Annotated in this window: 24 protein-coding genes; 11 read left to right on the top strand and 13 right to left on the bottom strand. The window is 67.4% G+C overall.

Annotated elements, in window-relative coordinates; translation table 11 throughout:
* Positions 1-25: 25 nt before the first annotated feature.
* Positions 26-1,720: an RNA/DNA-binding domain-containing protein gene (locus NS3_RS12655; RefSeq protein ID WP_067858601.1), complete on the bottom strand. Its 1,695-nt coding sequence runs from the start codon at positions 1,718-1,720 to the stop codon at positions 26-28.
* Between the two features lie 162 nt (positions 1,721-1,882).
* Here NS3_RS12655 and NS3_RS12650 point away from each other — a divergent pair, with 162 nt between their 5' ends.
* On the top strand, positions 1,883-2,293 hold the full coding sequence (locus NS3_RS12650; RefSeq protein ID WP_067858599.1) for a cupin domain-containing protein: 411 nt from the start codon (positions 1,883-1,885) through the stop codon (positions 2,291-2,293).
* Positions 2,294-2,368: 75 nt separating this feature from the next.
* On the opposite strand, the gene NS3_RS29045 is transcribed toward NS3_RS12650, so the two are convergent.
* The 3 genes from NS3_RS29045 to NS3_RS12640 all read right to left on the bottom strand — a co-directional run bounded on the left by NS3_RS29045 (position 2,369) and on the right by NS3_RS12640 (position 4,179).
* Positions 2,369-2,527 (bottom strand): type II toxin-antitoxin system Phd/YefM family antitoxin, encoded by a 159-nt coding sequence (locus tag NS3_RS29045; protein ID WP_157101295.1) that lies wholly within the window; start codon positions 2,525-2,527, stop codon positions 2,369-2,371.
* A 72-nt stretch (positions 2,528-2,599) separates the two neighbouring features.
* Positions 2,600-2,932 carry a hypothetical protein gene (locus NS3_RS12645; protein ID WP_067858596.1) on the bottom strand — a complete coding sequence of 111 codons (333 nt, stop codon included), beginning with the start codon at positions 2,930-2,932 and terminating at the stop codon, positions 2,600-2,602.
* Positions 2,932-4,179 carry a 3-ketosteroid-9-alpha-monooxygenase, oxygenase component gene (locus NS3_RS12640; protein WP_067858593.1) on the bottom strand — a complete coding sequence of 416 codons (1,248 nt, stop codon included), beginning with the start codon at positions 4,177-4,179 and terminating at the stop codon, positions 2,932-2,934. The genes NS3_RS12645 and NS3_RS12640 overlap by 1 nt, the downstream gene beginning before the upstream one ends.
* 198 nt (positions 4,180-4,377) lie before the next feature.
* On the opposite strand from NS3_RS12640, the gene hsaA reads away from it, so the two are divergent.
* The 6 genes from hsaA to NS3_RS12610 all read left to right on the top strand — a co-directional run bounded on the left by hsaA (position 4,378) and on the right by NS3_RS12610 (position 9,467).
* On the top strand, positions 4,378-5,541 hold the full coding sequence (gene hsaA / locus NS3_RS12635; RefSeq protein ID WP_067858590.1) for a 3-hydroxy-9,10-secoandrosta-1,3,5(10)-triene-9,17-dione monooxygenase oxygenase subunit: 1,164 nt from the start codon (positions 4,378-4,380) through the stop codon (positions 5,539-5,541).
* Positions 5,541-6,434, top strand: a complete 894-nt coding sequence (gene hsaD, locus NS3_RS12630; protein WP_067858587.1) for a 4,5:9,10-diseco-3-hydroxy-5,9,17-trioxoandrosta-1(10),2-diene-4-oate hydrolase — start codon at positions 5,541-5,543, stop codon at positions 6,432-6,434. Before hsaA ends, hsaD begins: the two co-directional genes overlap by 1 nt.
* Positions 6,435-6,437: 3 nt before the next feature.
* Positions 6,438-7,343, top strand: a complete 906-nt coding sequence (hsaC, locus tag NS3_RS12625; protein ID WP_067858585.1) for an iron-dependent extradiol dioxygenase HsaC — start codon at positions 6,438-6,440, stop codon at positions 7,341-7,343.
* A gap of 46 nt (positions 7,344-7,389) precedes the next feature.
* Positions 7,390-8,001 (top strand): 3-hydroxy-9,10-secoandrosta-1,3,5(10)-triene-9,17-dione monooxygenase reductase subunit, encoded by a 612-nt coding sequence (hsaB, locus tag NS3_RS12620; RefSeq protein ID WP_067858582.1) that lies wholly within the window; start codon positions 7,390-7,392, stop codon positions 7,999-8,001.
* Between the two features lie 411 nt (positions 8,002-8,412).
* On the top strand, positions 8,413-9,069 hold the full coding sequence (locus tag NS3_RS12615; RefSeq protein WP_067858579.1) for an SRPBCC family protein: 657 nt from the start codon (positions 8,413-8,415) through the stop codon (positions 9,067-9,069).
* A complete protein-coding gene (locus tag NS3_RS12610; protein WP_067858577.1) occupies positions 9,069-9,467 on the top strand; it encodes an ArsR/SmtB family transcription factor in 399 nt (132 codons plus the stop codon). The genes NS3_RS12615 and NS3_RS12610 overlap by 1 nt, the downstream gene beginning before the upstream one ends.
* Positions 9,468-9,477: 10 nt before the next feature.
* Here NS3_RS12610 and NS3_RS12605 read toward each other — a convergent pair whose 3' ends face one another.
* The 7 genes from NS3_RS12605 to NS3_RS12575 form a co-directional block, all read right to left on the bottom strand.
* The gene (locus tag NS3_RS12605; protein ID WP_067858574.1) at positions 9,478-9,897 is read right to left on the bottom strand and encodes a PIN domain nuclease; all 420 of its coding nucleotides are present in this window, start codon (positions 9,895-9,897) and stop codon (positions 9,478-9,480) included.
* Positions 9,894-10,103 carry a type II toxin-antitoxin system VapB family antitoxin gene (locus NS3_RS12600; protein WP_067858571.1) on the bottom strand — a complete coding sequence of 70 codons (210 nt, stop codon included), beginning with the start codon at positions 10,101-10,103 and terminating at the stop codon, positions 9,894-9,896. The genes NS3_RS12605 and NS3_RS12600 overlap by 4 nt, the downstream gene beginning before the upstream one ends.
* Positions 10,104-10,233: 130 nt before the next feature.
* Positions 10,234-11,364, bottom strand: a complete 1,131-nt coding sequence (locus NS3_RS12595; RefSeq protein WP_157101294.1) for a DUF8017 domain-containing protein — start codon at positions 11,362-11,364, stop codon at positions 10,234-10,236.
* Positions 11,365-11,556: 192 nt separating this feature from the next.
* Positions 11,557-12,597, bottom strand: coding sequence for a 4-hydroxy-2-oxovalerate aldolase (gene dmpG / locus NS3_RS12590; RefSeq protein WP_067858565.1), 1,041 nt, complete (start codon positions 12,595-12,597; stop codon positions 11,557-11,559).
* Positions 12,598-12,613: 16 nt separating this feature from the next.
* Positions 12,614-13,525 carry an acetaldehyde dehydrogenase (acetylating) gene (locus tag NS3_RS12585; RefSeq protein ID WP_067858562.1) on the bottom strand — a complete coding sequence of 304 codons (912 nt, stop codon included), beginning with the start codon at positions 13,523-13,525 and terminating at the stop codon, positions 12,614-12,616.
* A 24-nt stretch (positions 13,526-13,549) separates the two neighbouring features.
* The gene (locus tag NS3_RS12580; protein ID WP_067858559.1) at positions 13,550-14,335 is read right to left on the bottom strand and encodes a 2-keto-4-pentenoate hydratase; all 786 of its coding nucleotides are present in this window, start codon (positions 14,333-14,335) and stop codon (positions 13,550-13,552) included.
* A gap of 1 nt (position 14,336) precedes the next feature.
* A complete protein-coding gene (locus NS3_RS12575) occupies positions 14,337-15,965 on the bottom strand; it encodes an FAD-binding protein (RefSeq protein WP_067858556.1) in 1,629 nt (542 codons plus the stop codon).
* Between the two features lie 108 nt (positions 15,966-16,073).
* On the opposite strand from NS3_RS12575, the gene kstD reads away from it, so the two are divergent.
* Positions 16,074-17,789: a 3-oxosteroid 1-dehydrogenase gene (kstD, locus tag NS3_RS12570; RefSeq protein ID WP_067858881.1), complete on the top strand. Its 1,716-nt coding sequence runs from the start codon at positions 16,074-16,076 to the stop codon at positions 17,787-17,789.
* A 109-nt stretch (positions 17,790-17,898) separates the two neighbouring features.
* Positions 17,899-18,759, top strand: a complete 861-nt coding sequence (gene chsH3, locus NS3_RS12565; RefSeq protein ID WP_067858553.1) for an enoyl-CoA hydratase ChsH3 — start codon at positions 17,899-17,901, stop codon at positions 18,757-18,759.
* 33 nt (positions 18,760-18,792) lie between these two features.
* Here chsH3 and NS3_RS12560 read toward each other — a convergent pair whose 3' ends face one another.
* Both NS3_RS12560 and NS3_RS12555 read right to left on the bottom strand, forming a co-directional pair.
* Positions 18,793-19,062 carry a Txe/YoeB family addiction module toxin gene (locus tag NS3_RS12560; protein WP_067858550.1) on the bottom strand — a complete coding sequence of 90 codons (270 nt, stop codon included), beginning with the start codon at positions 19,060-19,062 and terminating at the stop codon, positions 18,793-18,795.
* Positions 19,055-19,312 (bottom strand): type II toxin-antitoxin system Phd/YefM family antitoxin, encoded by a 258-nt coding sequence (locus NS3_RS12555; RefSeq protein WP_067858547.1) that lies wholly within the window; start codon positions 19,310-19,312, stop codon positions 19,055-19,057. Before NS3_RS12555 ends, NS3_RS12560 begins: the two co-directional genes overlap by 8 nt.
* A gap of 276 nt (positions 19,313-19,588) precedes the next feature.
* Here NS3_RS12555 and NS3_RS12550 point away from each other — a divergent pair, with 276 nt between their 5' ends.
* Positions 19,589-20,398, top strand: coding sequence for an alpha/beta fold hydrolase (locus NS3_RS12550; RefSeq protein ID WP_067858544.1), 810 nt, complete (start codon positions 19,589-19,591; stop codon positions 20,396-20,398).
* 59 nt (positions 20,399-20,457) lie between these two features.
* A complete protein-coding gene (locus NS3_RS12545; RefSeq protein ID WP_067858540.1) occupies positions 20,458-20,805 on the top strand; it encodes a zinc ribbon domain-containing protein YjdM in 348 nt (115 codons plus the stop codon).
* Positions 20,806-20,820: the final 15 nt, after the last annotated feature.

Genomic DNA, 20,820 nt, shown 5'->3' with positions numbered 1-20,820 from the left:
GGGTTGCGCGTATCTCGGCGCGTTCTCAGCCTCCGGACTCCGATCCCGGCCTGACATACCGTGCCGTCCGTCGCGCGCCCTGCATGACGAGATTCCCCCTCTCGACCATTCGGCGCAGCAGCAACTTGGCCTGCTCCGATGTCAACATGCAGAGTTCAGCCGCTTGCGCTCGGGTGATCGCCCCTTCCGATTCGATGAATTGCAGCACCATCTGCTCTTGTTGAATCGGGTCCGTTCCACGAATCCGGACATAGGCAGAAGGCCGATCCAGCGCGCGGTATACCGCAGCCGACAGATGGTAGGTGCGGCCGCGGCCAGTGCCTCGCAGCTCGATAAGGCCTTCCTCTGCCATACGCCCGAGACCTGCGCGGGTCTCCCCGTCGGTGCGGTGCAATTGTCCGGCGATCTCCGCGGAAGTCATCTTCGTCTGCCGCCGCAGCTCGTGCAGAACTTGCAGGTCGAACAATCGCATCGGTCGGCCGGTGGACTCTTCTCGCTGCAGCACCAACCGCGCCAACTGGATATCCGCGTGACCGAGTGGAATGACTGCACGGACGGAGCGATCATCCGAAAGTCCGTAGTCCGGCGCATCTCGCCCGATTCGCAATAAAGCGGCGTACATCTGACTGATGCCACGTCCACTTCGCTCGACGATACCGGCGCGGCGAAAAGCATCTGCGAGCAGTGGACTCCGAGGATGCGAGACAGACAACAGATTGTCCAATCGCACTCCCGGAGGGAATCCGCCGGGGCTCGTCACCTCGAAACTGTCGTCGTTGATGACAACACGTACCGGCCCGAGCGCCGTGTAGTCGCGGTGCACCAAGGCATTCGCAATCGCCTCACGCGCCGCGATCATGGGCACCCTGGGAATCGACACCCTCAGCAGCCCGAACTGCAGCTCCTCTTCACGATTCCAAGCGGACACCCGCTCGAGCAGTTGCTCGGCCACCGCGAGCAACGGTCCACGCATGAAATGGTTGACCTGCACTGCCAGTCCGCTGAAGAGCTGGAACGCGGCCTCATGATTGGGGATATGCGCGACGATCGACTGCTCGTGCCCGAACAGGAGGATCGCCCCCAGAGTTGGCTGATCATAATTGCCGTCGGTCGACCGCAGAAGGCCGAGAGCTCGGCAGATCTCGACATCCGAGAGGTCCGCGATAACGGAGTCCGCATCGGCTGTCTGTGCCATTCGCCGAAAGCGCTCGAACTCCATCGGGTCGAGGTCCGCCAAGGTCGCACCGCGAGCAGGCAATGATGCGAAATCCAGTGCGCCCCGATCGATCTCGTGAGCCAGCATGTCGTGAGCGGGAAAGGGAACGCACTGCGGAGTACCGTCGATCTTCAGGGTTCGCCGGACGTAGAGGCCGCCAGTTGTCCCGACGACTCGGGTCGCCTCAGGAACTTCGATCGCGATGATCTCTTTGTCGTCCACCTGCACCAGAGTGGTCCGGGTCTGCAGCAGCGGTATGGTCCGATTCGCGATCAAAGCGTCGATCCTTCGCGGATCCGTTCGATGACCGTGCCGTGGCTCCGCACCGGTAACCTGCCCGTTGTCCTCGACTCCGATGAGGAGAACTCCACCAGCGCCGTTGGCGAGGCAGACTACCGTCTCGACCAGATCCGAGTCGTTGAACTTGTTCGCCGCACCGCGCTTGAACTCGACCGACAGACTCTCGCCACCCGCGATCAGAGCCGAAGCTTCCCCGCTCTCCATACCCAAAGTTTATCCAAAATTTTGGGACAGTCTGACGTTGCTGAACAACTGACGCCAAAATTATGGAGAACACGAAGCCATTGCAGCAAGGTCAGTCCATACTGCAATCCCCGGCGGGCCTGCACACAGACTGCCAGACGTCGATCGGCATAGAGTTCAGGGATGACCGACGATCGCCCGGCCATGGCAGCCGCCCTCGATCTGAGCCCGCACCCCGAGGGCGGGTGGTACCGCGAGACATGGCGAAGCTCGGTGGCGTTCACGCCTGCCGGATACCCCGGCCCGCGGGCGTCCGCCACCGCGATTCTGTTCCTGCTGATGCCCGGCGAACACTCCGCACCGCACACGGTGCGCTCGGACGAACTGTGGTTCTGGCACGACGGCGGTCCGCTCGTGCTCGACATCGGTGCCCGCCAGATCGTTCTCGGCCCCGATCTCGCGGCCGGCCAACAGCCGCAGGCGATCGTGCCGGGCGGCGTCAGCCAGTCCGCTCGCCCCCTGGGCGACCGGCACGTCTTGGTGAGCTGTGTGGTCGCCCCGGGTTTCGACTTCGCCGACTTCCGACTCGACTGAGCGCCCCCCTTCGGCGTTCACTCTCCGTGGCGGAAGCGATAGGCGACACCTACCAGGCCGATGTGAAGGCGACCTTCACTCGTCTTCCACGGAAATCAGTTCGCGCGCGACTGCCTCCCCGCCTCGATGCTCAGCGAGTGAACGCTCCAGACGACGGGCGTTGGCCGGCGTGCCGAGCAGGTACGCCGTTTCCTCCACAGCCGCCGGGTCGGCGCGTACCTCGGCAGTGCTCATCCGTCGCATACACAGAGTGTGCGTGATCGCGGACAGAAGAGTGTCGACTCGGAGAGGCCCCTGCCCGAAGGGCTACTCCGGGACCTCGAGCACGCCCTCGTCCACCGCCCATTTGATGGTCTTCTCCAGCTGCGCGCAGCCTTCGGGCCTGCCGGGACCGGCCCCCTGCTCGGCCAGCCGGGCGAAGACCGGGCAGTGGGTTTCCGGTGGCTCGGTCCACTGGACCGAAGTCTGGTGCGTGCTGTATTTGCGCACCAGGACGCGGGAACGACACCCCTGGCACTGCAGGGGTGTCATCCCGTCATCGAGATAGTGCTTTTTGTCCAGCGCGGTCTGGGCCTGCACCGCCGCCCGCCGCGCGGGCTGATCGGCGAAGTCCGGCGCCTTGGCCCAGCTCGCGGTCATCAGACTCCGGCCTCGGCTTCGGACTTCTCCGCCTCGGCGGCCGCTTCGGCCTCGCGCTTGCGACGCAGATTCTCGGCCACCTCGGCCTCCCATGCCTCGTTCGCCTTGGTGGTGTCCACCTCGAACTCGAAGCGCTGGGTCATCTTCTCGGTCACGTCGGCGGCGTCCACATAGAACTGGTCGTACCAGCGGCGCAGCTGATAGACCGGGCCGTCTTCCTCGCACAGCAGCGGGTTCTCGACCTTGGACTTGTGCTTCCAGATCTCGACGTCCTGCAGGAAGCCGGTGCCGAAGAACTCGGTCATCGTCTGGGCGAGCCTGGTCGCGGTCTCGTCGTCGAGACCCTTCGGCTTCTCCACCGTCAAGCCGTATTGCAGGACGAACGAATCCTGCGTGACCGGGTAATGGCAGTTGATCAGCACGACTTTGATCTCGTAACCGCCGTAGATATTGACCAGCGGATTGATCATGTAGGACGGCCCGAAATAGGACGCTTCGGATTTGAGCAGCGTCTCACCGCCGTACTTGGCCGCCATACCCACGTCCGGGCGACCCTTGGTCTCCAGGAACTGGGTGGCCACATGCCCCTCGAAGACGTTCTTGAAGTACGTCGGGTAGGCGTAGTGGATGTAGAAGAAGTGGGCCATGTCGACGACGTTGTCGATGATCTCGCGGCAGTTGGCGCCGTCGATCTCGATCCTGTTCCAGGTCCACTCGGTCCAGTTGCCGTCCAGGCCGTCGGTGGGCGTGCCGTCGGTGCTCGCGTACGGGCCCTCGATGAACGGAATGGTCACGTCTTCCGGCGGCTGGTTGCCTTCGTGGTCGTGCCAGACGTACAACTGACCGTTGCGCTCGAGGGTGGTCCACTTGCGGGTGCGGGCCAGCGGCGGCACACGACGCGCGTACGGAATCGAGGTGCACTTGCCGTTCTCACCCGACCAGCGCCAGTCGTGGAACGGGCAGGCGATCTCGTCGCCCTTGACCTCGCCCATGCTCAGGTCGCCGCCCATATGCCTGCAGTAGGCGTCGAGCACGCGCAGCTCACCCGCACTGTCGGCCCAGACCACGAGCTTGGTGCCGAAGGCCTTCACCGAGTGCGGCTTGCCGTCACGGAAGTCCTTGGCCAAACCGAGGCAGTGCCAGCCACGCGCGTACCGGGTGGGCGTAGTGCCCACATCGAGCTCCCTGACTTTGGCTCCACCGCGCGCACCGGCGCCACCTGGCCCGTTGCTCGGGGTAACTCCCATCGCGATTCCTCCTCCTTCGGTACTAGAACACGTTACAAAAATGTCCCGTTCCACGCCAGTGATCGGCGTGGTTTGGTACCAAAGGTCATTGGTAGACCTGCAAAGAGTCCCACTTCTCGACATAAATAAGAACGTGTTCTAGTCTCAGAAGCAAATGAGTACCGGTTACCAATCCGACCAGGCAGGAGCAGGTCCGAGATGACGCAAGAAGTGACCGAACGGGTCGAAGCGCTGTTGCCGACGCTGCGCGAGCGCGCGCAGGAGGCAGAAGATCTGCGGCGCATTCCCGAGGAAAGCATCAAGTCTCTCCAGGAGACCGGCTTCTTCCGACTGCTGCAGCCCAAGCAGTGGGGCGGCTACGCCGCCGACCCGGTCGTCTTCTACGACACCGTCCGCACCCTCGCGTCGGCCTGCGGTTCGACCGGCTGGGTGGCCGGCATCATCGGCGTGCACAACTGGCATCTGGCGCTGTTCGACCAGCAGGCCCAGGAAGACGTGTGGGGCGAGGACACCGATGTCCGCATCTCCTCCTCCTACGCCCCGATGGGCATCGGCACCGCGGTCGACGGCGGCTACATCGTCAAGGGCGCGTGGGCCTGGTCCTCGGGTTCGGATCACGCGACCTGGGTGGTCGTCGGTGGCCCGGTGATCAAGGACGGCAAGCCGGTCGACTTCGGCAGCTTCCTGATCCCGCGCTCGGACTACCGCATCGACGACGTCTGGAACGTGGTCGGCCTGCGCGGCACCGGCTCCAACACCGTGGTCGTCGACGAGGTCTTCGTGCCCAGGCACCGCTTCCTGAGCTTCCGCACCATGAACGAGCTGGCCTCGCCCGGCCTCGAGCGCAACACCGACCCGGTCTACAAGATGCCGTGGGGAACCATCCACCCCACCACCATCTCCGCCCCGATCGTCGGCATGGCCTACGGCGCCTACGCCGCGCACGTCGAACACCAGGGCAAGCGGGTGCGCGCCGCGTACGCGGGCGAGAAGGCCAAGGACGACCCGTTCACCAAGGTGCGCGTCGCCGAAGCCTCCAGCGATATCGACGCCGCCTGGCGCCAGCTGTCGGGCAATGTCGCCGACGAATACGCGCTGCTCGTGGCGGGCGAGGACATCCCGCTGGATCTGCGCGTGCGGGCGCGGCGCGACCAGGTTCGCGCCACCGGGCGCGCCATCGCCTCCATCGACAAGCTGTTCGAGGCATCGGGCGCCACCGCGCTGACCAACGGCACTCCGCTGCAGCGCTTCTGGCGCGACGCGCACGCCGGGCGGGTGCACGCCGCCAACGATCCCGAGCGCGCCTACGTCATGTACGGCACGCACGAGTTCGGTCTGCCGATCACCGACGGGATGGTCTGATGACCTCGACCGACACGGCGACGGATCCGATCACCTACGAATCGACCTCCCGATTCGCCCAGGTCCGCCCGGATCTGAAACTGCACTACCACGAGGCGGGCGTCGGCAACGGCCCCACCATCGTGCTGCTGCACGGCGGCGGCCCCGGCGCCTCGTCCTGGTCGAACTTCGCCCGCAACATCCCGGTGCTGGCGCAGAATTTCCACGTGCTCGCGGTGGATCAGCCCGGATTCGGGCAGTCGGACAAGCCCGTCGACCATCCGCAGTACTTCGCGCACTCGGCGTCGGCGCTGAAAGACCTGCTCGACACTCTCGGCGTCACCGACCGGGTGCACCTGCTGGGCAATTCGCTCGGCGGCGGCGCGGCGACCCGCTTCGCGCTGGACTACCCGGATCGCGCGGGCAAGCTGGTGTTGATGGGCCCCGGCGGCCTGAGCATGAACGCCTACGCGCCGGACCCGACCGAGGGCGTGAAGCTGCTCTCGCGCTTCAACTTCCAGCCGACGCGCGAGAACCTCGAGGCGTTCCTGCGCATCATGGTCTTCGACCAGAAGCTGATCACCGACGAGCTGATCGATGAACGCTTCGCCTCGGCCAACACCCCCGAGTCGCTGGCCGCGACCCGGGCGATGGGCAAGTCCTTCGCCGGTCCGGACTTCGAGCTCGGCATGCTGTGGCGCGACGCCTACAAGCTGCGTCAGCCGGTGCTGTTGGTCTGGGGCCGCGAGGATCGGGTCAACCCGCTCGACGGCGCCATCGTGGCCACCAAGATGATCCCGCGCGTGCAGCTGCACGTGTTCGGCGGCTGCGGGCACTGGGCGCAGTTGGAGAAGTTCCACGAATTCAACCGGCTCACCACGGATTTCCTGTCCGGCGTGGGCAAGGAGGGATGAGTCATGGGTATCCGTTCGCTCGGCTACCTGCGCATCCAGGCCACCGACATGGCGGCCTGGCGTGACTACGGTCTGAAGGTGCTCGGCATGGTGGAGGGCAAGGGCAGCGACCCCGAATCCCTCTACCTGCGTATGGACGAGTTCCCCGCCCGCCTGGTGATCGTGCCCGGCGAGTCCGACCGGCTGCTGGTCTCCGGCTGGGAGACCGCGAACGCCGCCGAACTGCAGGACATTCGCGACCGGCTCGACCGCGCGGGCGTGGCCTACAAGGAAGGCACCGACGCGGAGAAGGCCGATCGGCGCGTCTACGAGCTGATCCGCTTCGAGGACCCGTCCGGCAACACCCTCGAGGCGTTCCACGGTGTGGCGCTGGAACATCGCCGCGTGGTCAGCCCCTACGGTCATCGCTTCGTCACCGAGGAACAAGGCTTGGGCCACGTCGTGCTCAGCACCTCCGACGATCAGGCCGCCCTCGAGTTCTACCGCGATGTGCTCGGCTTCCGGCTGCGCGACTCCATGCGGCTGCCCCCGCAGATGATGGGCCGCCCCGCCGACGGCGACCCCGCCTGGCTGCGCTTCTTCGGCTGCAACCCGCGCCATCACTCGCTGGCGTTCCTGCCGATGCCCACCCCCAGCGGCATCGTCCACCTCATGATCGAGGTGGAGAACGCCGACGATGTGGGCTTGGCGCTGGACCGCGCGCTGCGCAAGAAGGTCAAGATGTCGGCGACCCTCGGCAGGCACGTCAACGACAAGATGCTCTCGTTCTACATGAAGACGCCGGGCGGTTTCGACGTCGAATTCGGTTGCGAGGGGCTCGAAGTCGAAGACGACGACTGGATCGCGCGGGAATCCACGGCGGTCAGCCTGTGGGGTCACGACTTCTCCGTGGGCATGCGCCCGGAGTAATACCGCCCCGCGGCGATGGGACCTCAGGACAGGACGGCGAATCACGATGGAGACGACGACAGTGACCACCGACGGGCATCCGGTGATCGATCCCAAGCAGTTCCGCACCGTGCTCGGGCAGTTCTGCACCGGCATCACCGTCATCACCACCTTCGGCGACGGCGGCGGCGCTGATGGGAACAGCGCGCCGCCGGTCGGCTTCGCCTGCCAGTCGTTCGCCGCCCTGTCCCTGGACCCGCCCCTGGTGCTGTTCTGCCCCACCAAGGGCTCGCGCTCCTGGGCGGCGATCGAGAAGTCCGGGAGCTTCTGCGTCAACATCCTGGCCGAGGCGCAACAGCCGGTCTGCGCGCGCTTCGGCTCCAGGGAAGAAGACAAGTTCGCCGGCGTGCCCTGGCACACCACCGAACTCGGCCTGCCCGCCCTCGACGACGCGCTGGCCACCATCGAATGCCGGGTGGACAGCGTGGTCGACGGCGGCGATCACTACATCGTCATCGGCCGCGTGCTCTCGCTGTCGGAATCGACCGAGTCCGGCCGACCGCTGCTGTTCTACCGCGGCCAGTACACCGCCATCGAGCCGGAGAAGACCACACCCGCCCCTTGGCGCGCGGATCTCGAGCACTTCCTCACCACCACCACGCTGGATACCTGGTTGTAGGCCCTACGCTCGTTCAGCATGCCCCGGAGTCGCCGCGTCGATCCGGGGCATTGCGCTGCGATACGGCTGTATCCGGCGATTCGACGCCACTCCGTCATGAGGCGCTTCGACCTTTCGGCTGATCGTCCCCGGTCAGGTCCGGGAGTCCGCCCTCAGCGAGCCAGTCCAGAAATGACTGCCGCCTACGACGTTTGACCGCGTCCTCGAGCGCAGCACGGACTGTGACACCCCTCGTCTTGGTACCGAATATCTCAGCTGCCCCGGTGTGCGCAGCTTCATCCGGATCGATCACGACCTCCCCCTGTGCGGCCCCTGGCTCCGTAGATGTCCACCTCGATAATGCCCGGCGGGCAACCAAACCGACAGAGTAAGGTGTACTTTATAAGTTGAAACTTATCAAAGGAGGTTGACGTGCCACTACTGACGGACCCGGCCGCCGCGGCCGGACTGGTGACCAGGGAGATCCGCGCGGGCTCGAGGGAGGGGAACTCCACCCGGATCGCGGTGGCCCGGCGGACGTATCCGACCGGGCAGAAGGATCTCTGGGAGGCGCTGACCAGCGCGGAGCGACTGCCGCGATGGTTCCTGCCGGTGAGCGGGGAGCTGGAAGTCGGCGGGCGGTATCAGCTCGAGGGCAATGCGGGTGGCGTGGTCGAAGAGTGCCAGGAACCGCAGCGATTCGCGGTGACCTGGGAGTTCGGCGGCCATATGTCCTGGCTGACGGTAACGCTGAGCCAGGACGGCAGCGGCACGCAGCTCGAGCTGGTGCACGAGGCGCCGGTGGACCCGCAGATGTGGGAGCAGTTCGGGCCGGGCGCTGTCGGCGTCGGCTGGGATCTGGCGCTGCTGGGGCTGGGCATCCATCTCGAGACCGGCGAGGCCGTCGACCCCGAGGTGGCCATGAGCCTGCACACCACCCCCGAGGGGCTGACCTTCATCCGCACCGCCGCCGAAGGCTGGGCCGACGCGGCGATCGCCGACGGCGACGATCCCACCGCCGCGCACACCGCCGCCGAGCAGACCATCGTGTTCTACACGACCGAGCCCGAGGCGGGCGCCGAGTCCTGATGGCGGTTCCCCCGGCGAAGATCTTCGAGGCGCTCGGCGACCCCCTGCGCCGTCACATCCTCACCCTGCTCGCGGTCGGCGAACGCCCCGCGGGCGAGTTGGTGGCGGCCGTCCAGCAACAGGCCTCGATCTCTCAGCCCGGCGTCTCCCAGCATCTGAAGGTGCTGCGCGACGCCGGGCTGGTCACGGCGCGCGCCGAAGGCACCCGCCGCCTCTACACCCTCGACCCGAGCGGCATCGAGACCGCTCGGGCATGGCTCACCGGTCTGCTCGATCCGCTGCACGGATTCGGCCAGCCGTTGGACGCGCTGGCCACCGAGGTCGCCCGAGGCAAGCACGCCCGGCGCACCCGGCCGGGAACCACGGACGAGTCCCGCCGGGACGCGCGCGGAGCCTGAGTCGCTGAGGTCAGGCGATGGTGCCCGGAGGCGCAATCCACTGGGTCGGCTGGCCGGTCGCTTCACGGACGGTCTCGAAGTCGCGGTCGTAGTGCAGAACGGTGAGGTCATGCGCCTCCGCGGTCGCAGCTATCAGCAGTTCCGACATCCCTGCGCTGCGATGCTGCCCGCGTTCGGTAAGCAGTTGCTGCACTTGATGCGCCCTGTTCCACACGCTGTCCGGCGTAACGACCCACCCGAAGAGCTCGCCGAACAAGTCCTTCTTGCGTATCCGATCGGCCAGAGACCGCGCGGAATACAACAGTTCCAGCTCGACCGGGTCGCAGACGGCCACCACTCCGGCGGTGATCGTCTCGTGCCACGCCTTTCTGATCGCGGGATCGACGAGTACCCGGACAGCCGCCGAGGTATCGATCAGATACGAAATCACCGGCGGTAGTTGTCCTTGTCGAGCAAGATGTCGAAGTCGCCCTGCTCAGCCATCTCACTCAGCGCGCCGAGGGCGGCGACCCGCTCGAGCCGCTTCGCGACCTCGTTCAGCGCGGCGTTCACTGTGTCCTTCTTCGTGGAAGTTCCCAGCAGCCGCTGCGCCTGAGCGAGCGCTTCATCATCCACGTCGATCAACAGTTTGGACATCCCACACCCCTTAGATATCGAATCTATACATAGCCAATATATAGGATATTTCACTGGTTGGTTACTCGCGAGCGAGATCAGCCTCTCGACAACCGCGGATGATTCGCACTGCGCGCATCGAGTTCGCGGCTCAGCTCAGGAGCCGGACGGTGCCGAAGATTTCGCGGGCCTGCTCGGGGCTGACCTCGCCGGGGACGCCGCGGTCGGCGGCGAGGGTGAGAATCAACCCGGGGGTCTCGGTGCCCGGGAACACGAAGGTGTAGACCGAATACTCGGTCGCGCACTCGGCCGGATCGGGGGTCTGGTTGCCGGAGGTCTCGACCATCCACCCAGTGATGCCGCTGCGGGTGGTCAGCGGTTCGGGGCCGGTGACGCGGCGAGTCCAACCGGAACTGTCGTAGGCGATCTCGGCCGTCGATGCGCCGAATTCGGTGGCGGTGGCGGCGTGATCGGTTTCCTGTGCGCGGCTGACGAACGCGAGGGTCCGGGTGTTCTCGCCGCAGTAGTCCTCGCCGTCGACCGCTGTGCCGGTGCCGGAGATGCGGCCCGTCTCGCCCTCGAAGCCTCGGATGACACTCGGCGAGTCGACCGTCCATCCCACGGGGACGTCGTAGGCGATACCGCGCGAGTCCACCGCGACGCCCTGGTAGCCGGGGAGCACCGCGGCGATCACGGCCGACGACTGGGTGGTGGTCGCCGGTGCGGTGGTCGTGTTGCGCCCGGTGGTGGCCGGCGCCGCCGAGGGCGTCGGCATGGCGCGGCTGGTCGCGGAGGCGCCGGAATCCGAGGAGTGGTCGCCCCAGGCGACCAGCACGGCGAAGACGAAGGCGGCCAGCAGGCCTACCACCGCGAACGGGGCGGCGCTGCCGCCCTTGACGCCTGGACCGCGGCCAGGTTCACCGAACGCGGGCGGCCACCGGTGGGGGCGGTTCGGCGGCGCGCTGCGGAAGCGGGTGGGCCCCGTCGGGGTCGACGGATATCCCGGCGGCGCGGAGATGGACCGAAAACCCTGCGGCGGCACAGGGTATCCGGACGGCGGCACAGGACCGTGCCCGTATCCGGGTGGCGGGACGGAGCCGGACTGGTTCGTCGGCTGCGGCACCGGCGCGAACCTGTTTTCGGTCCGCGGCCGGAAAGGCGGACCGAACTCGCTCGCAGCGCGATACTGCGCCGACTTGCCCTGCTTCTCCAGCGGCGGGAATTCGTAGGCCCCGCCGCCGGATTCGTACGGCTGGTTCCCATCCTCGCGGTCCCGCGTCATGATCCCCACTCCCCCTGTGTCATCGTTCGAGCCGCACGGACGACCGAACGACGGCGCAGACCGCCGGTATCGAACCCCCCGCTTTCGATACCGAGTATCGCCGATCCCCGACCGGTTACGCAGTCCGGTTCCGGCAGCGGACGTTTCCAGCCCTCCGAAGGCGCCCCGGATCGCGAACGGAAACCGAACCCGCTAGGACACCTCCGCCGACTGCTGCTCCCGCCGCAGTTCCAGCGCGATGTCGATGAGCTGGTCCTCCTGCCCGCCGACCAGCTTGCGCTGCCCGGCCCGCACCAACATCTGCGCCGCCGATACCCCGTAGCGCTCCGCTTGGCGCTCGGCGTGCTTGAGGAAGCTGGAGTAGACCCCGGCGTAGCCCATCATCAGCGACTGACGATCGAGCAGGCATTCCTGCGGCATAGCAGGGCGTACCACGTCCTCGGCGGCGTCGGCGATGGCGAAGAAGTCGATGCCGGTGCGGATGCCGAGCTTGTCGCACACGCCGACCAGCGCCTCGACGGGGGTGTTGCCCGCGCCCGCGCCGAATCGCCTTGCGCTGCCGTCGATCTGGGTGGCGCCCGCGCGAATGGCGTAGATGGAGTCGGCGACGGCGAGGTCGAGGTTCTCGTGTCCGTGGAAGCCGACCTGGGCGTCGTCGCCCAGTTCGGCGACCAGGGCGGCCACCCGGTCGGAGACCTGTTCGAGCACCAGCGCGCCCGCCGAGTCGACGATGTAGACGCACTGGCACCCGGCGTCGGCCATGACGCGGGCCTGCTTCGCCAGCACCTCCGGGGGCTGGGTGTGCGACATCATCAGGAAGCCCACGGTCTCCAGGCCCAGCTCACGGGCCAGGCCGAAGTGCTGCACGGACACGTCGGCCTCGGTGCAGTGCGTGGCGACGCGGCAGATGGCGGCGCCGTTGTCCCGGGCGATCGTGATGTCTTCCTTGACGCCGACGCCGGGCAGCATGAGCACCGCGATCTTCGCCCGCTTCGCGGTCTGCGCGGCGATGGCGACCAGTTCCTGTTCCGGGGTCTTGGAGAACCCGTAGTTGAACGAGGAGCCGCCGAGTCCGTCACCGTGGGTGACCTCGATGACCGGCACGCCCGCGCCGTCCAGCGCGGCGACGATGTCGCGCACCTCGGTGGCGGTGAACTGGTGGCGCTTGTGGTGCGAGCCGTCACGCAGCGAGGTGTCGGTGACGCGGATGTCGAGTTCTGCCGAATAAGCCATGGCGATCGTCTCCTCCTCAGACCCGGGCCGCGGTGATCTGCTGGGCGATGACCTCGCCGACCTTCGTGGCCGCCGCGGTCATGATGTCGAGGTTGCCCGCGTACGGCGGCAGGAAGTCGCCCGCGCCCTCGACCTCGACGAACACCGACACCTTCGCGTGTCCACCGGAGATCACCGAGGGCTCGTCGAACTGCGGTTCGTTGAGCAGCCGGTAGCCGGGCACGTACTGCTGGATGTCGGCGACCATCCGGTGAACGGAGTCGGCGATGGCATCGGTGTCGGCGTCTTCGGGGATGGCGCAGAAGATGGTGTCGCGCATGATCATCGGCGGCTCGGCCGGATTCAGGATGATGATGGCCTTGCCGCGCTGGGCGCCGCCGATGGTCTCCACGCCGCGGCTGGTGGTCTTGGTGAACTCGTCGATATTGGCGCGAGTGCCCGGCCCGGCCGAGACCGAGGCCACCGAGGCCACGATCTCGGCGTAGGGCACCGGGACCACACGCGAGACGGCGGCCACGATCGGGATGGTGGCCTGACCGCCGCAGGTGATCATGTTGACGTTCGGGGCGTCGATATTGGCGTCGAGGTTCACCGGCGGCACGACCGCCGGGCCGACCGCGGCCGGGGTCAGATCGACGGCGCGGATGCCCGCCTCGGCGTAGCGGGGAGCGGCGGCGCGATGAACATAGGCGGACGTGGCCTCGAAGATCACGTCGGGCAGTTCGGACTGCCGCAGCAGCCAGTCCACGCCCTCGTGCGAGGTCTCCAGGCCGAGCCCGCTCGCGCGCCGCAGACCTTCGCTGTCGGGATCGATGCCGATCATCCAGCGCGGTTCGATGACCCGCGAGCGCCTCAGTTTGTAGAGCAGGTCGGTACTGATGTTGCCGGACCCGACGATCGCGGCGGTGACGGTGCCGTCTTCGGTCACAGCGTCCTCCTCGTGTGGGCAGTGCTAGCTGAAGTTCAGGCGGACGGAACCCAATCCGGCGAAGTCGGCGCGGAAGGCGTCGCCGGGGCGGGCGTCGATGGCGCGGGTGCAGGAACCGGGCAGCACGATGTCGCCCTTCTTCAAGCGCACCCCGAACGAGGCGACCTTGCGGGCCAGCCAGGCCACCGCGATCACCGGGTCACCGAGCACCGCGTCACTACGGCCCTCTGCGACGACCTCGCCGTTGCGGGCGAGCACGGCGTCGATGGCCTTGACGTCGATGTCGGCGGGTGCCACACGCTGCGGGCCGAGGACGAAACCGGCCGAAGAGGCGTTGTCGGAGATGGTGTCGCAGAGGCCGATCTTCCAGTCGGTGATCCTGGAGTCGATCAGCTCGATCGCGGGGGCGTAGGCGTCGGTGGCGGCCAGCACGTCGGCCTCGGTGCAGTCCTCGCCGGGCAGGTCGGCGCCGAGCACGAACCCGACCTCGACTTCCACCCGCGGGTACAGGTAGTTGCCCGCGGGCACCGGGACGTCTTCGAAGACCTCCATCTCGGCCAGCAGGTGACCGTAGTCGGGTTCGTCGACGCCCATCATATGCTGCATCGCCGCGGAGGACAGACCTACTTTGTGTCCGACGACGCGCGCGCCCGCGTCCAGCCTGCGGCGGATGTTGATCAGCTGGATCTCGTAGGCGTCGACCACGTCGATGTCCGGATGGCGGGCGACCAGCGGGGCGACGGCGATGCGATCCGCCTCGGCTTTCGCCAGTTCGGCGGCGAGTTCGATGCGTACGGCGTCGGAGAGCACGCTAGGTTCCTTCCGCTGTTGCCTGTTCCGGTACGCGCGCCGCGTGACGTCCGGCGCGGCGGCCGGAGAACACGGCGTCGGCGAGCGACAGTCCGCTGACGTAGGACTCCGAGCAGATGCCGACGGCGGTGCGGCCGGCCGCGAACAGACCGGGGATGGGCAGGCCGGCAGTCGATGTCACCGCTCCGGTGGTCTCGTCCACGACCACTCCGCCGAGGGTGAGCATCGGACAGGGGTTGGTGAGGCTCGGCTTGATACCTACATCCAACAGCCAATAGGGCCCGCCGCGGACCGATTCGGTGAATTCGGCCGGCTTGCCGACCGGGTCGGGCGCGCCGGAGGCGATCGCCGCGTTGTGCTCTTCGACGGTGGCGCGCAGGCCGGCCGGATCGATGCCCGCCGCGCGCGCCGCGGCCTCGAGGGTGTCGCCGCGTCTGGCGTTGCGGCGCATGACTTCGAACTGGGCGCGCTGGAACCAGGCGGCTTCGGTGCGGATGCGCCGGATCGCGGTGCGCATGCGTTCGTCGTCGGCGAGCATCCAGCCCTGGCCGTCGTGCTGGTTGACCAGCCGGTTGCCGACGGCCGCGCCGTAGCGGGTCTCGTCGATCACCCGGCGGCCGCGGGCGTCGACCAGCAGTGCGCCGGTAAAGCTGCTCGGCGGCAGGATGAACCGCCAGGCCGAGATATTGCCCATCCGGTCGGTGGCCGCGCCGACCTGCTGCGACATCAGGATGCCGCTGCCGTCGTCGCCCATGCTGCCCAGTTCCAGGCCGTGCCGGTACTGCGGGCCGTGCTGGTGCACCATTTCCCGGTTGGAGATGAAACCGCCCGCGCTCACGACGACGCCGCGTCCGGCCCGCACCCGGAAGGTGGTGCCGTAGCGACGATCGAGCGCGTCGAGCTGACGCATCAGGGCTTTGCGCAACGGCGGGTAGTAGATGCCCGGTTTGGCGGCGATCGCGGCCAGCCGGTGGTAGCGCGACCGCACCCGGGCCGGAGCGTCGCGCAGGGTCCGGCACTCGACGCCGATCACCGCGCCCTCGGCGTCGGTGAGCAGCCGGGTGGCGGTGGTGAGGTATTCGACGCGCACGCCGTTGCGCAGCGCGGAGGCGATGAGCGGCGCGGTCATCTTCTTGCCGGAGGTGCCACGCCCCTTGACGCGATGGCCGCGCTGTGCGGGCACCGCCACCTCGCGGCCGTAGCCGGAGACCTCGCTACCGCTGTAGTAGAGGTAGTACTTGTCGTTCGGATACGAAGTCTTGTACGGGCACAGGGAGGCGTCGAACGGGACGCCGTGACCGGACAGCCAGTCGATCATCGCGGGGCTCTCGTCCACGAAGCGCCGCAGCGTCTCCGGCGACACCGCGTCGCCGACCTCGCGGCGCAGGTAGGCCAGCATCTGCTCGGGCGAGTCCTGCACCCCGGCCGCGCGCTGCACCGAGGTGCCGCCACCGGCGTAGATGATCCCGCCCGACAGCGCCGAGGTGCCGCCGCCCGCGAACCGTTCCAGCACCAGGACGTCGGCGCCGGTGGCCGCCGCTTCCAGCGCCGCGCAGGCGCCCGCCGCGCCGAATCCGATCACGATGACATCCGCGGTGATATCAGCGGCGAGTCCAGCGTCCAGGCCCATGCACTCCACTCCGAACTGAAACAAGTTGTCCCGGCTGATGGGACGTAAGAAAACTCTTCTGCCTGTCAACATAGACCAACGGCGCGTCCATTCTATAACGTGTTCTACATGACTGATCCGGTTCTTGACCCACACAGCTACGACGTGGTGGTCGTCGGCAGCGGCGCCGCAGGCATGACCGCCGCCCTCACCGCCGCCCATCACGGACTGCGGGTCGTCGTCCTCGAGAAGGCAGCGCACTACGGTGGCTCGACCGCCCGCTCCGGCGGCGGCGTGTGGATCCCCGGCAACAAGGCGCTGCTCGCGTCGGGCCGCCCCGACGACCGCGAGCAGGCGCGCACCTACCTGCACAGCATCATCGGCGACGTGGTGCCCAAGGACCGGATCGACACCTACATCGACCGCGGCGCGGAGGCCTTCGACTTCGTGCTCGACCACACCCCGCTGAAGATGAAGTGGGTGCCCGGCTACTCCGACTACTACCCGGAGGCGCCCGGCGGTCTCGGCCAGGGCCGGTCCTGCGAGCCCAAGCCGTTCGACCTGAAAGTCCTCGGCGCGGAGAAGGACAAGCTGGAGCCGCCGTATGCCAAGGCGCCGCTGAATGTCGTGGTCATGCAGGCCGACTACGTGCGGCTGAACCTGATCCGCCGCCATCCGAAGGGCATGATGCGGGCGCTGCGCGTCGGCGCGCGCACCTACCTGGCAAAGTTCACCGGCAAGGAGATCGTCGGCATGGGCCGGGCGATCATCGCCGCCATGCGCAAGGGCCTGCTCGACGCCGACGTGCCGGTGCTACTCGAGACGCCGATGACCAAGCTCGTCGTCACCGACGGAGTGGTGACCGGCGTGGAGGCGGTGTACGACGGCAAGCCGACGGTGTTCACCGCGCGCTACGGCGTGGTGCTGGGCAGCGGCGGATTCGAGCACAACGCCGAGATGCGCGAGAAGTACCAGCGCGCGCCGATCACCACCGAATGGACGACGGGCGCGGCCGCCAACACCGGCGACGGCATCCTGGCGGGCATGGACGTGGGCGCCGACGTGGGCTTCATGGAGGACGCGTGGTGGGGGCCGACGGTGTTCAAGAACGGCAAGCCGTGGTTCGCGCTGGCCGAGCGGAATCTGCCGGGCTGCATCATGGTCAACTCCGAGGGCAAGCGGTTCGGCAACGAGTCCGCCCCGTACGTGGAGGCCGGGCACACCATGTACGGCGGCGAGTACGGTCAGGGCGAGGGGCCGGGTGAGAACCTCCCGGCGTGGCTGGTGTTCGACCAGCGCTACCGTGACCGCTACATCTTCGCCGGGTTGCAGCCGGGCCTGAAATTCCCGTCCCGCTGGATGGAGAACGACAACATCGTCAAGGCCGCGACCCTCGAAGAGCTCGCAGGCGTCATGGGTGTGCCCGCGCAGAACCTGGCCGCGACCGTGCAGCGCTTCAACACCTTCGCCGAGACCGGCAAGGACGCCGACTTCGGTCGCGGCGACAGCCATTACGACCGCTACTACGGCGATCCCACGGTCAAGCCCAACCCGTGCCTGGCCGAGATCTCGCAGGGGCCGTTCTACGCCGCCAAGATCGTGCCGGGCGACCTCGGCACCAAGGGCGGTCTGGTCGCCGACTCCTCCGGCCGCGTGCTGCGCGAGGACGGCACCACCATCCCCGGCCTGTACGCCTCCGGCAACTGCTCGACCCCGGTCATGGGTCACACCTACGCGGGCCCCGGCGCGACCATCGGCCCCGCCATCGCCTTCGGCTACCTGTCGGTGCTCGACATCGTCGAACGCAAGAAGGCGCAAGCGGCCACCGCTTCGGCCCAGGCCTGAACAAAGCGTCCGCTCGGTGGGCTCCGGTGTTCCCCGCACCGGGGCTCGCGACGCAGGATGACCGGCAGGCACGGCCCATCCATCCACCGCTTCACGAGGAGAACATCCGATGCCCATCGATCCGTCCGTCGCGCTCGGGGCCGAGCTGCCCACGCGGGAGTTCGCCTGGACCCCTTCCGACGTGCAGCTCTACCACCTGGGTCTCGGCGCGGGCGCGCGCTGGACCGACCAGGCCGAGTTGCGCTACCTCGACGACCGCGAACCCCAGGTGCTGCCCAGCTTCGCCACCGTCGCCCAGACACTGCACGAGACCGAACCGCCGAAAGTGAGCTTCCCCGGCATCGACATCGACCTGGCCAAGGTCGTGCACGCGCACCAGGAGGTTCACGTGCACCGGCCGATCCCGGCCTCGGGCAAGGCGACCAGCACCGGCCGGGTCAGCGAACTGTGGGACAAGGGCTCGGCGGCGGTGATCGTGCAGGAGCACACCATCACCGGCTCCGACGGCGAACCGCTGTGGACCACCCGTTCCTCCATCTTCGCCAAGGGCGAGGGCGGTTTCGGCGGCGAACGCGGCCCGAGCACCAAAGCCGAACTGCCCGAACGGGACCCGGACCTCGAACTGCTCATCCCGACCCTCCCCCAGCAGGCCCTGCTCTACCGCATGCTCGGCGACCGCAACCCCCTGCACTCCGACCCCGCCTTCGCCCGGGCCGCCGGGTTCCCCAACCCGATCCTGCACGGCCTGTGCACCTACGGCCTGGTCTGCAAGGCGGCCACCGACAACGTCCTGGACTCCGACGCCACCCGCGTCACCGGCTACCGCGCCCGCTTCGCAGGCGTGCTCTACCCGGGCGAGACAATCCGCGCCCGAATCTGGCGCGGCGAAGGCGAATTGATTATCGCCGCCACCGCCGTCGAGCGCGACGACGCACCGGTCTTGAACGATGTCCGTCTGACGTTCCGCTAGACCACAGGTCCGCGTGGCGGGCGGGCACTTCGGCTATTCGTCGTAGTGCCCGCCCACCGCGACGATCACGATTTCGGTCTCGGTCACCTGATACACCAGTCGATGTTCGCGGGTGATCCTGCGCGACCATTGACCGGACAAGTGATGTTTGAGCGGCTCGGGCTTGCCCACGCCCCTGAATGGGTCGATGAGCGCGGCCGCGATCTGTTTGTTCGCGGCCTTCAAGACCGTGCGATCGCGAGTCAGCCAGGAAGAGTAAGTCTCCCAGCCGTATCTGGTGAACACCACCTTGCGCTCACTCATCCGGGTCCATCAATTCGTGCGTCTCGAACTCTCCTCGCTGAGCTTCCCGCGCGGATTCGAGCAGTCGGACCCCACCGTGAGTAGCAAGGACATACATGGTCTCCTGCATCGAATTCCAATCCGATTCGGAAACCAATACCGCGTTCTCGCCGGTCTTTGTCACTACGGTGACCGTGTCGTGGTCGTCGTTGACCTGTTTCACCAGGGCGAAGAGATTCTGACGCACGGTCGATATAGGTAGCGTGGCCACAGGAAGACCCTCCAATCAAGTCGTACAGGATATTGTACGGCATCGAGCCGCCGCGTCCGGCGCGGTCACTCGACGACCTCGCGCACCCGCGCGACCATTCCGTCGCGGTCATTCCGGCGTGGTCGGTCGACGTCCGAGCGAGGGCCGACGCGAAGCGCCCGGTCACGGGCGCCTCCTTTAGAATGATTGTGTCTAGTTTAGAAATCATGCAATCAGATCGACGGGCACACCGATAGTGGGAACGCCCACCGGCCTCCCCCGCGCGAAAGAAGGACCATGCCCATAGCCACCCTCAACGGGATCGCCCTCAGCTACGACGTGAGCGGCACGGGGCCGCTGGTCGTGCTGGTCATGGGAGCAGGCAGTCCCGGACGAGTATGGCGCACCTACCAGGTGCCCGCGCTGGTCGACGCCGGATTCCGGGTCGCGACCATGGACAACCGCGGTATCGCGCCCTCGGCCGAGTGCGCAGGCGGCATGCGCGTGGAGGACCTGGTCGCCGACACGGCCGCGCTGATCGAACACCTCGGCGGCGGCCCCGCGCACGTGGTGGGCACCTCGATGGGCGCGCGGGTGGTGCAAGAACTCGCGCTGGCCCGCCCCGAACTCGTGCGCAAGGCGGTCATGCTCGCCACCGTCGGCCGTCCGCATCCGCTCGCGCGCACACTGAACGTGGGCGAGCGGGCATTGCACGACAAGCGCGTCCAATTGCCGCCGGAATACGCGGCGGCGATCAAGGTGATGCTCAACCTCTCCCCGCACACCGTGCAGGACCCCGCCAAGGCGCAGGAATGGCTCGACATCTTCGAGTTCGGCGCCTCCGCGACACCGTCCGCGGGCGTGCGCGCCCAGTTGGGGATGGACCGGTCGCAGGACCGCCTCGCCGCGTACGCGCGCATCACCGCCCCGAGCCTGGTCGTCGGATTCGCCGACGATCGGATGGCCCCGCCGTTCCTCGGCCGGGAGGTGGCCGCGGCCGTCCCCGGCTCCCGTTACGTCGAGATCGAGCGCTGCGGCCACTACGGCTATCTGGAACGGCCCGAGGAGGTCAACCGCGTGATCATCGACTTCCTCTCGGGCCACTGAGCCCCGCCGCCCGCTGAGCCCCGCCTGCCACGACAACCACCGAAAGAGGACATCCGGCGATGACCGCGGAACTTCCACCCTGCCCTGCCTGCTCCTGCGAGTACACCTATGAGATGGGCGCGCTGCTCGTCTGCCCCGAATGCGCGCACGAATGGAGCGCGGCCGCCGGCGACGACGCCGCCGAGGACGGGGTGATCCGGGATGCCGTCGGCAATGTGCTGTCGGACGGCGACACCGTGACGGTGGTCAAGACGCTGAAGGTGAAAGGCAGCGCGACCGGGATCAAGGCGGGCACCAAGGTCCGCAACATCCGGCTGGTCGCCGGGATCGGCGATCACGACATCGATTGCAAGGTCGACGGCATCGGCCCGATGCAGCTGAAGTCCAGCGTGGTCAAGAAGATCTGACCTCCCCGCGAGCGG

Origin of the sequence: Nocardia shimofusensis NBRC 100134 (assembly GCF_001613125.1) — a bacterium.
Classification (GTDB): Bacteria; Actinomycetota; Actinomycetes; order Mycobacteriales; family Mycobacteriaceae; genus Nocardia; species Nocardia shimofusensis.
This window is presented reverse-complemented; position numbering and strand designations above follow the sequence as displayed.